This window comes from Nakamurella multipartita DSM 44233 (genome assembly GCF_000024365.1).
In the GTDB taxonomy this organism is placed as follows: domain Bacteria; phylum Actinomycetota; class Actinomycetes; order Mycobacteriales; family Nakamurellaceae; genus Nakamurella; species Nakamurella multipartita.
On record NC_013235.1, the window covers coordinates 5176897 to 5189855 of the forward strand.

15 protein-coding genes and 1 tRNA gene are annotated in these 12959 nt (G+C 70.4%); 10 read left to right on the forward strand and 6 right to left on the reverse strand.

Annotation, left to right across the window (positions count from 1 at the left end; genetic code table 11):
- The 7 genes from NAMU_RS23050 (at position 1) to NAMU_RS23080 (ending at position 6177) form a co-directional block, all read left to right on the forward strand.
- Entirely contained in the window at positions 1-681 is a 681-nt protein-coding gene (locus NAMU_RS23050) for an energy-coupling factor ABC transporter ATP-binding protein (protein WP_015749746.1), read from the forward strand.
- A gap of 40 nt (positions 682-721) precedes the next feature.
- The gene (locus tag NAMU_RS23055; protein ID WP_041371393.1) at positions 722-1318 is read left to right on the forward strand and encodes an energy-coupling factor transporter transmembrane component T family protein; all 597 of its coding nucleotides are present in this window, start codon (positions 722-724) and stop codon (positions 1316-1318) included.
- 322 nt (positions 1319-1640) lie between these two features.
- Positions 1641-3098, forward strand: a complete 1458-nt coding sequence (locus tag NAMU_RS23060; RefSeq protein WP_015749748.1) for a serine hydrolase — start codon at positions 1641-1643, stop codon at positions 3096-3098.
- Positions 3099-3191: 93 nt separating this feature from the next.
- Positions 3192-4001 (forward strand): DUF4397 domain-containing protein, encoded by an 810-nt coding sequence (locus tag NAMU_RS23065; protein ID WP_015749749.1) that lies wholly within the window; start codon positions 3192-3194, stop codon positions 3999-4001.
- A 9-nt stretch (positions 4002-4010) separates the two neighbouring features.
- Positions 4011-4814: a class F sortase gene (locus tag NAMU_RS23070; protein WP_015749750.1), complete on the forward strand. Its 804-nt coding sequence runs from the start codon at positions 4011-4013 to the stop codon at positions 4812-4814.
- A 75-nt stretch (positions 4815-4889) separates the two neighbouring features.
- Positions 4890-5414, forward strand: coding sequence for an RNA polymerase sigma factor (locus NAMU_RS23075; RefSeq protein WP_015749751.1), 525 nt, complete (start codon positions 4890-4892; stop codon positions 5412-5414).
- The gene (locus NAMU_RS23080; protein ID WP_041369350.1) at positions 5398-6177 is read left to right on the forward strand and encodes an anti-sigma factor; all 780 of its coding nucleotides are present in this window, start codon (positions 5398-5400) and stop codon (positions 6175-6177) included. The genes NAMU_RS23075 and NAMU_RS23080 overlap by 17 nt, the downstream gene beginning before the upstream one ends.
- Before the next feature lie 29 nt (positions 6178-6206).
- On the opposite strand, the gene NAMU_RS23085 is transcribed toward NAMU_RS23080, so the two are convergent.
- From NAMU_RS23085 to NAMU_RS23095, 3 genes are all read right to left on the reverse strand, one after another.
- Complete coding sequence (locus tag NAMU_RS23085) at positions 6207-6734, reverse strand: O-acetyl-ADP-ribose deacetylase (protein ID WP_015749753.1); 528 nt, start codon at positions 6732-6734, stop codon at positions 6207-6209.
- Between the two features lie 29 nt (positions 6735-6763).
- On the reverse strand, positions 6764-7411 hold the full coding sequence (locus NAMU_RS23090; RefSeq protein WP_015749754.1) for an HAD-IA family hydrolase: 648 nt from the start codon (positions 7409-7411) through the stop codon (positions 6764-6766).
- 67 nt (positions 7412-7478) lie between these two features.
- Positions 7479-8333, reverse strand: coding sequence for an SDR family oxidoreductase (locus NAMU_RS23095; RefSeq protein WP_015749755.1), 855 nt, complete (start codon positions 8331-8333; stop codon positions 7479-7481).
- Between the two features lie 162 nt (positions 8334-8495).
- On the opposite strand from NAMU_RS23095, the gene NAMU_RS23100 reads away from it, so the two are divergent.
- A tRNA-Arg gene (locus NAMU_RS23100) sits at positions 8496-8571 on the forward strand.
- Between the two features lie 355 nt (positions 8572-8926).
- Here the strand turns inward: NAMU_RS23100 and NAMU_RS23105 are convergent.
- Together NAMU_RS23105 and NAMU_RS23110 are read right to left on the reverse strand one after the other, a co-directional pair.
- Complete coding sequence (locus NAMU_RS23105) at positions 8927-9355, reverse strand: pentapeptide repeat-containing protein (RefSeq protein ID WP_015749756.1); 429 nt, start codon at positions 9353-9355, stop codon at positions 8927-8929.
- Positions 9356-9514: 159 nt separating this feature from the next.
- Positions 9515-10108, reverse strand: coding sequence for a helix-turn-helix domain-containing protein (locus NAMU_RS23110; RefSeq protein ID WP_015749757.1), 594 nt, complete (start codon positions 10106-10108; stop codon positions 9515-9517).
- 288 nt (positions 10109-10396) lie between these two features.
- Between NAMU_RS23110 and NAMU_RS23115 the strand changes: the two genes are divergently transcribed.
- Together NAMU_RS23115 and NAMU_RS23120 are read left to right on the forward strand one after the other, a co-directional pair.
- On the forward strand, positions 10397-10852 hold the full coding sequence (locus NAMU_RS23115) for a hypothetical protein (RefSeq protein WP_015749758.1): 456 nt from the start codon (positions 10397-10399) through the stop codon (positions 10850-10852).
- Between the two features lie 172 nt (positions 10853-11024).
- The gene (locus NAMU_RS23120; protein ID WP_015749759.1) at positions 11025-12146 is read left to right on the forward strand and encodes a hypothetical protein; all 1122 of its coding nucleotides are present in this window, start codon (positions 11025-11027) and stop codon (positions 12144-12146) included.
- 97 nt (positions 12147-12243) lie between these two features.
- Here the strand turns inward: NAMU_RS23120 and NAMU_RS23125 are convergent, their stop codons facing one another.
- Positions 12244-12876 (reverse strand): DUF5666 domain-containing protein, encoded by a 633-nt coding sequence (locus tag NAMU_RS23125; RefSeq protein WP_015749760.1) that lies wholly within the window; start codon positions 12874-12876, stop codon positions 12244-12246.
- Between the last annotated feature and the right edge of the window lie 83 nt (positions 12877-12959).

Below are 12959 nucleotides of genomic sequence, written 5' to 3' on the forward strand. Positions count from 1 at the left end.
GTGGCCGAGATCAGTTTTCGCGGCGTGCAGCACCGCTACGGCGACCGGGTCGTGCTGGGCGGGGTCGACCTGGTGCTGACCGAGCAGCGGGTCGGCATCGTCGGCGCCAACGGCTCGGGCAAGTCCACGCTGGCCCGGATGATCAACGGGTTGATCTCGCCGACCGCCGGTTCGGTCACCGTCGACGGGCTGGACACCACGTCCAAGGGCCGCGAGGTCCGGCGGCGGGTCGGGTTCGTCTTCACCGATCCGGACAACCAGATCGTCATGCCCACCGTGGCCGAGGACGTGGCCTTCTCGCTGCGCCGCTCCGGGCTGAGCAAGCCGGAGATCGCCGACCGGGTGACCCAGACGTTGAGCCGGTTCGGCCTGGCCGGCCACGCCGACCACCCCACGCACCTGCTCTCCGGCGGCCAGAAGCAGCTGCTGGCCCTGGCCGCCGTCCTGGTGACTGGTCCGGACGTGATCGTGGCCGACGAGCCGACGACCCTGCTGGATCTGCGCAACGCCCGGATGGTCAGCAACCTGCTCGGCAGCCTGCCCGAGCAACTGGTCCTGATCACCCACCACCTGCACCTGCTGGACGGTTTCGACCGGGTCGTGGTGCTGGACCGGGGTCAGGTCGTCGCCGACGGGACGCCGGCGCAGGCCCTGCCCGTCTACACGGGACTGCTGGAATGAAGCGCGCCATGAGGACACCTCCGAGGACCCCGCCGTGTCGATGATCGGCCTGTACCAGCCGGGATCCTCGGTGCTGCACCGCCTTCCGGCCGGCGTCAAGCTCCTCGGCCTGCTGCTGGCGGTGGTCGGCATCGTGCTGCTGACCGCGCCGTGGCAGCTCGGGGTGGCCGCGCTGGCCCTGGCCGCGGGGTTCGCGTTGGCCCGCATCCCGGCCCGGGTGATCGGCCGTCAACTGTGGCCGATGCGCTGGTTCGTGCTGGCCATCGGCATCTTCCAGGTGATCTTCGCCGGCCCGGAGCGCGCCGTCATGGTCTGCGGGACCCTGCTGCTGACGGTGGCCGTGGCCGCGCTGGTCACCCTGACCACCCGGGTCACCGCCATGCTGGATGTGTGCCAGCGGCTGCTCGGCCCGTTGCGCCGGGTGGGGGTCGATCCGGACCGGGCCGGCCTGGTGCTGGCCCTGACGATCCGGTGCGTGCCGCTGATGGCCGAGATCATCGGCGCGGTGTCCCAGGCCCGCAAGGCCCGCGGCGCCAGCTTCTCGATGCGCGCGCTGGTGGTTCCCGCGGTGGTCCGGGCCCTGCGCCGGGCCGACGCGATCGGGGACGCGTTGACCGCCCGCGGCGTGGACGACTGAGCGCCCGCGACCACCACCCGAGCCCCTCCTCCGGCGACCCCGGCCCGGACGGCCCGCCCCGCATACAGTGCTGGGCAATAACGGACCGCCCACCCACCCCACCACTGGAGTCCGCCGTGATCCGACGCCGCTGGTCGGCCCTGCCCGCCGCCTTCGCCGTGACCGTCCTGGCCGCCTGCACGTCGAGCTCGACGGCCGCCACCGAACACTCAGCCGACCAGTCCAGCGGGTCCGTCCAGTCCTCGGCCCAGGGCTCGGCGCCGTCCGCTGAGTCAGCGGCGCCGATGAACCCGGCCGCCGCGCCCGGGTACCGGCCAACGACGTGTGGATCGGCTCGGCCATCCGCAAGATCGACGGCCTGGCCGCCAGCATGCAGGAGCAGACCAACATCCCCGGGATGGCGGTCGCCGTCGTGCACGACGGGCAGATCGTCTTCGCCAAGGGCTACGGGGTTCGCGAGGTCGGCCAGCCGGAGCCGGTGGATGCCAACACGGTGTTCCAGCTGGCGTCGCTGTCCAAGCCGATCGGGGCCACGGTGATCGCGCAGGAGGTCGGCAAGGGCACGGTGGCCTGGGACACCCCACTGATCACCCACCTGCCCGAATTCGCCTTGGCCGACCCGTATGTCACGCAGAACGTGACCATCGCCGACATGTACTCGCACCGCTCGGGGCTGCCCGACCACGCGGGAGACCTGTTGGAGGATCTCGGCTACGACCGGGCCTACGTGCTGTCGAAGTTGAAGTACGAACCGCTGGAACCGTTCCGGGCGATCTACCACTACACCAACTTCGGGATCACCGCCGGCGCCGAGTCGGTCGCCCGGGCGACCGGGGTCGACTGGGAAACGCTGTCCGAGCGGGACATCTACGGCCCGCTGGGGATGAGCAACACCAGCTCGACGTTCGCCGACTTCGAGGCCAACCCGGATCGCGCGGTCGGCCATGTGCTCGTCGACGGTGAGTACCAGGCCAAGTACGTGCGGCAGCCGGACGCGGAGTCCCCGGCCGGCGGGGTCAGCTCCTCGGTCACCGACGTGGCCACCTGGCTGGCCATGGTGCTCAACGAGGGCACGACCGCCGACGGCACCCAGCTGGTCGACCCGGCGGCGTTGAACGCCGCGCTCACCCCGCACATGCGGTCGGTGGAGGGCAGCCTGATCCCCCCGAGCATCACCGGCCGGGCCGGCTTCTACGGGTACGGCTTCAACGTCGGCAACGACGCCACCGGACGGGTGCGGATCGGCCATTCCGGCGCGTTCGGGCTCGGCGCCGGCACCACCTTCCTGGGCATCCCCGACCTGAACCTGGGCATCGTGGTGCTGACCAACGCGGCGCCGATCGGCGCGGCCGAGGCGCTGAGCCAGGAGTTCGCCGACCTGGCCGAGTTCGGCAGCATCCAGCACGACTGGCGCCCAATCTACGCCGGCGCCTTTGCCGCGGGCAGCGACCCTGTCGGCTCGTTGGCCGGGCAGAGCGCACCGGCCAACCCGGCGCCGGCCGCCGCGAATTCGGCCTACGTCGGCACCTATCAGAACGATTACGTCGGCCCGGCCACGGTCAGCGAATCCGGCGGCGGCCTGGTACTGACCCTGGGCCCGGACAACCAGCAGTTCCCGCTGGCCCACTGGGACGGTCAGGTGTTCACCATGGTGCCGACCGGGGAGAACGCGCCCGATGGCAGCATCTCCGCGGTCACCTTCGAGACCACCGGCGAGACCGCGTCGACGATGACGATCGAGTTCTACAACAAGGAGGGACTGGGCGTCTTCCGGCGCTGACTTTTTGCGAATGACCCGGCGGGCGCATCCGATTCGACCGGCGGGGCGGTAGCTCCAACGACCCCAACCGCCCGCCGGATCGAGGAGCACCCCATGAGACGCATTGCTGCCGCCACCGCCGCCGCATCGCTTGCCGTTGCCGCAGCACTGGTCGGAGCGTCGCCCGCCGCTGCCGCCGACACTGCGGAAGTGTATGTCGTGCACGGTGTTCCGGGCCTGACCGTCGACGTCTACGTCGACGGCGCACTGGCCCTGGACAACTTCGCACCCGAAACCGTCGCCGGCCCACTGGATTTGCCGGCCGGTAGCCACGCCGTGGCCATCACCGCGGCCGACGCCGCCGACGATTCCAACCCGGTCCTGTCGGCCACCGCGGACCTGGCCGCCGGCAAGAGCTACTCGCTGGTCGCGCACCTGTCGGCCGACGGCTCCCCCACGCTGACGCCCTACGCCAACGACATCTCGACCGTCTCGGCCGGGCAGGCCCGGCTGGTCGTGCGGCATGACGCGGCCGCTCCGGCCGTGGATGTGCGGGCCGGCGGCGCCGTCGTCCTGTCCGACGTGACCAACCCGAACCAGGGCGGCCTGACCGTGCCGGCCGGCACGGTCAATGCCGATGTCGTCCTGGCCGGCACCTCCACCGTGGTGATCGGCCCGGCCGACGTGACGCTGGCCGAGGGCTCGGCGACCTTCGTGCACGCCGTGGGCAGCGCCGACGACGGCACGCTGACGCTGGTCTCGTTCGTCATCCCGGGCCTGCACTCCGCGCCCGGCGGGGTCCCGGCCGGCACCGGTCCCGCCGACGACCCGGCCGCCACCGTGCTGGTGGCAGCCCTGCTCGTGGTCGGGCTGGCCCTCGTGGTGGGCGGATCGCGGCGGTTCGTCGCGACCCGTACCCACTGAGGTCGCGTCATGACCCCGGTCGCCTCCGAGCAGGGCGCACGCCCGCCCGGGGATCAGCGACCGGACCACTCCCGCCGCCGGGCCGCCACCAGCCTGGCGGCGGGAGTCCTGCTGATCCTGGCGGCTGGCCTGCTCTGGTGGGTCAGCCGCCCGGAACCGGCCGGCCAGACGGTGAGTTCGGTCGGTGCCTCGGGGGCGCTCGAACTCACCGGGCCGACGTCCGCCGGCTCGGCCTCGCCGGTCGAACCGATCGCGCCGGCCGAACCCACCGAGCCGGCCGCACCTTCCGCGCCGCCCAGCCCGGCGGCCGCCCCCGCCGCCCCACCGGCCGATCAGCCCGCCCCGGCCGCCGCCCCGGACCCGGTCATCGCCGATCCGACCCGGCTGCAGATTCCCGCGTTGGCCGTCGATGCGCCGGTCGAGCCGGTCGGGGTCGCCGACGACGGTGAGATCGAGGTGCCCGGTGACGTGGCCACCGTCGGCTGGTACCGGTTCGGACCGGCGCCGGGTGCAACGGGATCGGCGGTGCTGGTCGGTCACGTCGACGACTACCGCCAGGGTGCCGGCGTGTTGGCCCGGATCGGCGACCTGAACCCGGGTGACACCATCGCCGTCGCCGGCCCGGATGGGACCGTGCGGCAGTTCTCCGTCGTCGCCCGGGAGCAATGGGCCAAGGCCGACACGCCGTTGGATCGGCTGTTCGACCGCGGCGGCGAGGCCCGGTTGGTGCTGATCACCTGCGGTGGTCGGTTCGACCAGGCCAGCCTGAGTTACGACGACAACATCGCGGTCACCGCGGTGCCGGTCGCGTGATGACCTACGCTCAGCTACGTGCCGGAAGCCAGTTCACCCACCCGGGGACCATGGTCCGGGGCGGATGAACGCTGGGTGGAGCGATTTCAGGCCGGGGATGAGCGGGCGCTGCGCGAGGCGTACGACCGCTACGGCGGCATGGTGCTGCGAGTGGCCATGCTGCGACTGGGCAACCATCACGACGCCGAGGATCTGGTCCAAATGGTCTTCGTCCGGGCCTGGCGGTTCCGGACGGGCTTTGACCCGTCGAAGGGATCGTTGGGATCGTGGCTGCTCGGCATCACGCGGCGGTTGATCGCCGACCGCTACGCATCACTGGATCGGGACAAGCGCATCATCGCGGCGGCCGAGAAGGTCGCCCCGGCGGAGAGCGAGTCCGCCCCCGCCGACCGGGTCGTCGACCGGGTCGTCGTGGGCAACGAGCTCGACCTGCTCCCCGAGGAGCAGCGACGGGTGGTTCTGCTCGCGTTCTACGGTGAGCTGAGCCATTCGCAGATCGCCGCGACCACCGGCTTGCCGGTGGGCACGGTCAAGAGTCATATCCGGCGCGCCCTCATCCAGCTGCGCAAGCGTTGGGAGGTGGATGGTGCCACATCCTGACGCCGACGACCTGGCGCTGATCGCGTTGGGCGAAGACCTCGGAACCGACGTGCAGGCGCACGTCGAGGACTGCCCGGTCTGTACCGACCAGGTCGATACCTTCCGCGACACCATCGATCTGGCCGGGCTGTCCGACTACGGCCGGGACGCGCCGGCCCCCGGCCCGCACGTGTGGGATGCCATCGCCACCGAGCTCGGCTTCGCCCGGGACGGCGCCGCCGATGCGCCGGCCGAGCCGGATGGGCCGGGTGCGCCCGCGGAACCGGCCGTGGCCGAGCCGATCCCGCTGGCCCCGCGCCGGACCGCCGGCGCCGCCCGCCGGCGGCCCCGGTGGGCGCTGCCGTTGGCCGCCGCGGTCATCGGCATCGCCGTCGGCGCGGGCACCGTGGTGCTGGTGCAGAACCGCGAGGACGCCGCCACCGTCGAGGCCGTCGCCCCGCTGGACCCGGTGCAGGGCGGCCCGCTGCCGGTGACCGAGGGACAGCTGGGCACCGCTGAGCTGGTCGCCGGCCGCACCGGGCAACAGGTCCGGGTGGACGTCCCCGGCCTGCCGGCCACCGACTCCACCGCGTACGAGGTGTGGCTGTTCGGCGGCGATGGGCGGATGGTCTCGCTGGGCACCCTGGCCGACGGGAGCGGTTCGTTCACCGTGCCCGCCGGCATCGACACGAATGTGTACCGGACCGTGGACATCTCCGACGAGCCGCCGGACGGCAATCCGACGCACTCGGGGATCAGCCTGGTCCGCGGCACCTTCGCCTGACCCGTCCCCGTCCGGACAATGGCCTGGTCCTACCGGGCGTCGTCGTCGCGCTCGTCGGACACGCGACGGGCCAGTGTGAGCGTCGCCTCGTCGTACAGGACCAGAGTGGCGGTGTGCACCGCGGTGTCCGCGGTCCGCAGGACGTACAGGGCCTGCCGGATGGCGTCGTCCTTGGGCCACCGGTAGATGCCGCTGGACACCAGCGGGAACGCGATCGATGTCGCCCCCAGTTCGTCGGCCACCGCCAGGCTGGTGCGGTAGCAGGACTGCAGCAGGTGCGTCTTGTCCTTGGTCGTGGCGTAGGTGGGTCCGACGGTGTGGATAACCCAACGGGCCGGCAGCCGGCCGGCCGTGGTGGCCACCGACTCCCCGGTCGGCAGCCCGTCGGGGAAGCGGGTCCTTCGTAGTTCCCGGCATTCGGCCAGGATCTGCGGACCGCCGGCCCGGTGAATCGCCCCGTCGACCCCACCGCCGCCGAGCAGCCGATGGTTGGCCGCGTTGACCACCGCGTCGACGTGCTGCGCGGTGATGTCACCCTGAATCAGCTCGATCTGCACGCCTTGCCGGTACCCGTCGCCGGCCCGGTTCAGCCCGGGATGCTGACCCTGATCCCACCGTCCACCAGCTGGAAGTCGATCTGGTCGAGCGAGGCGACGGTCGGCGCGTCCAGCGCGTCGTGGGTGGTCAGCACGCCGACCACCGGGCAGCCGGCGGCGGTCGCACTGGTCACGCCGGCCGGCGCGTCCTCCACCACCAGGCACCGGGCGGGCGGGAAGCCCAGCCGCGCGGCGCCGGCCAGGAACGGAGCCGGGTCGGGCTTACCGACCTCGACGTCGTCCGCGGTGACCACCACCGCGGGGCGGGGCAGGCCGGCGGCGGCGATCCGGGCGCCGGCCAACCGGACCGTGCCGCTGGTGACGATGGCCACCCGCTCCGGCGGCAGCAGGCTCAGCACCGCGACCGCCCCCGGCTGGGCCACCACCCCCTCGGTGTCCCCCGACTCGGTGGCGATCATGAACTCGCTGACCTCGGCAACCTCCGCGGGCGGCATGTCGGGCTCCAGACGGGCCAGCACCTGCTGCACAGGGACGCCGTGGATGTGCGGCTCCACCTCCGGCCAGGGCCGGCCGATCCGCTCGGCCAGCTTGCGCCAGCTGCGGTGCACGCTGCCGGACGAGTCGACCAGCGTCCCGTCCAGATCGAACAGCACGGCGTCCACCAGCCAACTTCTCACGCGCACTCCCTCGCCGCCCCGGATTCGTCGGGCCGAACTGTACGGGCCGAACGCGACGGGGGCTGGATCAGCCGATGGCCTGCCGAAGGCCGGCCAGCAGCGGCGTGGTGGGCCGGCCGATCAGCTTGGCCAGCTCGCCGGTGGTGTCGGCCAGGGCGCCGTGCGCGATGTCGTCGTCCAACTGGGCAACGAAGCCGGCGGTCGCCGCGTCCAGACCCACGCCCTGCAGGATGCCGACCAGGGTGGACCCATCGACGCTGCGGTAACTGACCGGGGCACCGATGATCTCGCCGACGGCGGCCGCCAACTCGGTGTAGTCCCAGGCGTGGTCGCCGCCGAGCTCGTAGATCCGCCCCTCGTGACCGGCCCCGGTCAGCACCACCGCGGCGGCCGCGGCGAAATCGTCCCGGCTGGCCGACGCGACCCGCCCCTGGCCCGCCGCCGCGACGACAGTGCCGGTCTGCCGGGCAGTCTCGATCACGCCGAGGTAGTTCTCGGTGTACCAGTTGTTCCGCAGGATGGTCCACGGCAGGCCGCTCGCGGTCAGGTACTCCTCGGTGAACTTGTGGTCCGGGGCCAGCACCAGGGTGCTGGTGGTGGCCCGCGGCGCGGAGGTGTAGACCACCCGGCCGACGCCGGTCGCCACGGCCGCATCGATCACGTTCCGGTGCTGCTCGACGCGCTGACCGACCTCGCTGGAGGAGATGAACAGCAGCGTGTCCACACCGGCGAACGCCGCACGCAGCGCGGCCGGATCGGTATACGCGGCGGTCCGCACAGTGACGCCCCGATCGGCCAGCGGCTGCGCCTTGGACGGGTCGCGAACCACCGCGACGACGTCGGCCGGGGCGGTGGTCGCCAGCAGGTGATCGAGGACGAGCGCACCGAGATGTCCGGTGGCTCCGGTGACGGCGATGGTCATGGCAGTTCCCTTCACGGAATACATGAGCGTTCAAGCTTGCTCTTGCCGCAACAACCGTGACCGCGACATTGTTCCGCCGGGCGCATCCTGCGTGAGGGCCGACCGACCACCGGTAGGCTGAATCCGCTCCACGGACCGGCCGCCCGGCCAACCGCGGAGCGGGCCCTCATAGCTCAGGGGATAGAGCATCGGTTTCCTAAACCGTGTGTCGTAGGTTCGAATCCTACTGGGGGCACCACCGCTGACCTGCGCGAACAGGCTAGCAATCCCCGCCGAACGCCGCGCGCCAAGCTGGCCCGCACCCTGAGGCGGTCACCATGAGTGACCGGATCGAGCTGGTCCGGCCACTGCGACACCGTCCAAGGCGTGGTTCAGATGCTGGGCCGAGGTCACCTCGACCTTCCGGATCGAGGCTTCGTTCGGACGGCCGAAGGCGACCTGTGACTGGCCGATGTGCTGGGCGGCCAGCTGATGCGGCTGGGCGCTGTGGACCGTTCACCCGCTGATGATGTCGATTGAGCCGATCACTCACATGCGAAGCGGGCGGGCGAACGCGGCCGACGTCGTCGCTTCAGCGAGAGCACCGATCATGGTCAGTTCTCGGCCCGCTCCGGCCGCCAGCCCCTCACCGCAAGGACCGTGATGTCGCGCAGAAATGCGCCGCTCAGGAGGGCGCCGGTGAGATCGGTACGGCCGACGTCCGCGCGACCGGTATTCAGCGCGCCCAGATTGGCGCCGGTGAGATCGGCGTCTCGCAGGTCCACATCACGCAGATCGCATCCGCCGAACCGTGTGTACCGCAAGGATGATCCGCGAAGATTCGCGCCGCGAAAGTTGCAGAGCCGGAAGAACATGCCGTCGAGCACCGCCTGCCGAAGATCGGTTCCGATGAAGCTGCAACGGTCCAGCGAGGCCTGGTGCCCAATCGCGAGGGACGTGAGTTCGAGCCCGTCGAAGGTGAGGCGGGAACGGGAAAGGCCTTGAGTCCACCCCAGCGTCTTCCGAGCTTCCGAGCTGTCCATCGGCACGATGATGCCACTGCGTGAATCCCCTGGCGTGTCTTGAGGGCGCTTGCGGCGCCACGATCATCCTTCACCTCTGTCCGGCGGGGCATGGCGTCCCGTGGCGCCCGAAGTCGCCGATTTTGGCCCCGGACCGGACGGCACCTCCCAAGATCGAGATCAACGGGGTGTCGTTCTGACGGTCATGCGTTCGCCGGGTCGCCCGAAGATGCTGAGAATCTCGGCGGGTGCGTCACCTGTACTGCCGAACCAATGCGGCACCTTGGTATCGAATGCGGCCACGTCACCGGGTCCGAGCACCATGTCCTGGTCCCCCAGGAGGAAGCGCATGTGCCCGGACAGCACGTAGATCCATTCATCGCCGTCGTGGGAACGTGTTTCCGGGGTGACATTGCTGGTCGGGATGATGATCTTCCAAGCCTGCATGCCGTCCGACTGCCGCGTCAGCGGGATCACCGTCCGGCCCTTGACCCGGCCAGGCTTGAGCCGCAGTCGTGGATCACCCTCCTCGGGCGCCGCCACAAGGTCATCCAACGGCACCCGATAGGCGTGGGAGAGCGCGAGCAGCAGCTCCAGGGTGGGCCGCCGCTGCCCGGTCTCCAGCCGCGACAACGTGCTCTTCGAGATCCCGGTCGAGGCTGAGACAACGGTCAGGGTCAACCCCCGCTGGGTGCGCAGTCCCTTGAGGCGCGGCCCGACTTGCCGCAGCGCGGTGGCGATCCTCGCCGCCGAAATATCGTCCACGAGGCCCATCAGACTCGAATTTCCCCGAAACAGCAACGTTCGTAGGCGAACCGGTCGGTTCTCGCGACCCTTGAGTCATGAATCAAGACGGCGTCGACATCGGAGGAGGCGCTGCCGGGCCGGCCCAGCACTCGCCGCTGGTAGCCGACCTCGCTTGCGGGCCCGGACGATCACACCCTCGATCGAAAAGTGCCTGGGAGGAACCGTCATCCCGTGCCGGCGGTACCAGAAGCTCTACAGCGGGATGGTTTTCGCTCCTCCGTCTGTCCAACGAGACGACACCGAAAGGAACCTCTGATGTCGAACATCAGCACACCGCTCGAGACGCCCGGAAATTCCACGTCTGCTGGCACCCTCCCGGCCTTCCGGCTCAATCTGATGCGCGGCGGCTATCTCCTGATGGCCGTCGGGACATTGGTCGTCAAGGGACCCATGCTGCTTCAGGTGTCCTCCCTGCCGGCGATCGAGGGGGCGGAATTCTGCATCCTGATTGCTCTGGCATTGCTCTCGTTCCTCGGCGTGCGCTACCCGATCGGGATGCTGCCGATCCTGATGTTCGAGGTCATGTGGAAGGTCCTGTGGCTCGCCCTGGTCGCGGCGCCGCTCCTGATCGCGGGTGACCTGGACGGAGCGACCGAGAGCTTGCTGTTCAGCATCCTGTTCGTGGTCCCCATCATCGCGGTGACTCCGTGGGACTTCGTATGGAAGCGATTCGTCACGACCGGCGGCGAGCGCTGGAGGCCAACCCGCTGACGCGACCCAGTGATCATTGCGAGCAACATTGGCGCCGTCAGTCAAGCTCGTCCCGGCGGATCGGCTGCAGCCGTTGCCTTCTCAGCCGCCGCGACGGTCGTCCTGGACTCGGTCGCCGCGCCGTCACCTACGTCGCTGGGTAGAGTTATTCTCCGGTATCTGGGGGTGCGCGATGACAGTGCTGTTCGACGGCCAGGTGGACGTCGCGTATGCGCAGGTGTACCTCCAGGGTGGAGCTGACTTCGCCAGCGACCTCGACCTTTCTTTCGGTGGACAACGGAACGGGCTGTGCGGGGCTGCTCACGAAGGAATGCTCTTTCTCCTGACCGGATCGCAGGACGGGACCGTCCCATTCCGTTTGGAGTTACTCAGCAAGGAGCCAGCAATCGACGCAAGCTGGGAAGAGATCGTCGAGGCCGGATTCTCGCCATCGGCAGCGGTTGCCCTGTGCGATTGGCACGGAACCGCGTACCCGCTGGCCGCTATCCGGCCGGGTACGTACCGGGTTCGCTACTGCGTCAGCGGAATGGACCGTGCGCACAACCCGCCCGAGCACGGCCCGGCCGGAGATCGGTACCTGCTTCAACTGTGGCCGGCCGCGCCCGGTCCTGATGCGATCATCAAACAGACGAGCGAGGCAGCGGACTACGCGCACCGCGCGATCGAGCGAATTCCGATCCCGCCGACACCAGCGGAACGCGCCGCGGCCGCGCATCACGCTCAGCTGATGGCAGATGAGGCGAGTCGGGAGGCTATGCGCCGCCTCGACGATCGGCGATGGGGTGGCCGACCACCCAGCGAGCGGCAGCGAGCCATCCGGGGAAACGTGCTGGGCATCGCCCGCCTGGACCGGCCGTTGGCCGATGCGATCAGCGAGACCGACGCTGACACGCAGCGCGAGATTGCCCGGTGGGCAACCCGCCGGGCGTATGACCGAGCGGGCCTGGCCGAGCGGGCTTGGGTGGCGCCGGCCCTCGCGGCGATGGACGCCGGGCGGCCACCACCACCGCCATTCGACGACATCACTTCGGCCTTCGAACGTCTGCATGTCGAATCTGACATTCCAGGCCAGGCGTTCGCGACGATCGTGGTTGGCACTTCCGATGATCTGATCCCGGCCGTAGAGCCAACCTATGCCGCATTGCCGGCTTTTTTTGCCGCAGCAGAGGCGGATGCCGCGCAGGCGGTCTTCGACGCCCTGTACGCGGCGGTGGTGACCTTCGGGAGTCGTTATGTTGAATTTCTGACTGAGCTCCGGCGGGCATTCCCGGCCGTTGACATCAGCGGTGAGTGAGGACCGCTTTCTCGCATCCGTCCAGAAGCCCACGACCCGCCTCGACCGGCCGAGGCAGGTCGAGGCGGGCGTGTGGTGACCGTACGACGGCCGGCGGTCAGCTCGTGGGGGCGACCGTCGTCGTGCTCGGAGCCTGCTCGGCGCCGCTGGGCGGGGCCGGCAGCGAACCATCGGTAGGCGGGGTCGGCGGGGTCGGCGCGGAGCCGTCGGCGGGCGGAGCCGGCGGTCCGGCCGGACCACCGCCCGGTCCGGCCGCGCCCGGCGCCGGCGGCTCGGGCGCCGAGGCGATGACCCTGGCGGCCAGCGACGTCCCGTCGGTGTCGACGGTCCCTTCGGCGTGGATCCGCTCCCCGACCGCGACGGGCAGCGACACCCCGTCGCCGTAGGTGGTGTCACCGGACAGGTGGATCGTCCGGGTGAAGCCTTCCGGGTCGGTGATCAGGATGCTGCTCGAGGTCACCGAGGACACCGTTCCGTCCAGGTGCGGCTTCGGGGCCGGCGGGGTCGCCGAGCCGTCGCCGGATCCCGACTGCGCGCCCGCGACCGACGGTGCCGCCTGTGCTGACGGGGCCGACGGGGACGCGCTGGTGCTCGATCCCTGGCTGGTGGAGTTGCCCCCGTCGTCGGCCGCGGCGGCGGCCGCCGCCCCACCGATCAGGACGGCCGCGGTGGCGGCCACGATGGTGATGCCCCGGACGGAGACCCGTCGGGGGCGGGAGGTGTCGTTCATCAGGTGTGCCCTTTCCGTGCAAGTGGACCCGATCCGCATTGTTCGAACCGGCTCCACCCACCCTGACCGGCCTTGCTGAAGGC

Bases quoted from the DNA above. Each gene is read 5' to 3' on its own strand.
- NAMU_RS23055 (WP_041371393.1), top strand. From the start codon at position 722: ATGATCGGCCTGTACCAGCCGGGATCCTCGGTGCTGCACCGCCTTCCG.
- NAMU_RS23065 (WP_015749749.1), top strand. From the start codon at position 3,192: ATGAGACGCATTGCTGCCGCCACCGCCGCCGCATCGCTTGCCGTTGCC.
- NAMU_RS23070 (WP_015749750.1), top strand. From the start codon at position 4,011: ATGACCCCGGTCGCCTCCGAGCAGGGCGCACGCCCGCCCGGGGATCAG.
- NAMU_RS23080 (WP_041369350.1), top strand. From the start codon at position 5,398: ATGGTGCCACATCCTGACGCCGACGACCTGGCGCTGATCGCGTTGGGC.
- NAMU_RS23095 (WP_015749755.1), bottom strand. From the start codon at position 8,333: ATGACCATCGCCGTCACCGGAGCCACCGGACATCTCGGTGCGCTCGTC.
- NAMU_RS23105 (WP_015749756.1), bottom strand. From the start codon at position 9,355: ATGGACAGCTCGGAAGCTCGGAAGACGCTGGGGTGGACTCAAGGCCTT.
- NAMU_RS23110 (WP_015749757.1), bottom strand. From the start codon at position 10,108: ATGGGCCTCGTGGACGATATTTCGGCGGCGAGGATCGCCACCGCGCTG.
- NAMU_RS23115 (WP_015749758.1), top strand. From the start codon at position 10,397: ATGTCGAACATCAGCACACCGCTCGAGACGCCCGGAAATTCCACGTCT.
- NAMU_RS23120 (WP_015749759.1), top strand. From the start codon at position 11,025: ATGACAGTGCTGTTCGACGGCCAGGTGGACGTCGCGTATGCGCAGGTG.
- NAMU_RS23125 (WP_015749760.1), bottom strand. From the start codon at position 12,876: ATGAACGACACCTCCCGCCCCCGACGGGTCTCCGTCCGGGGCATCACC.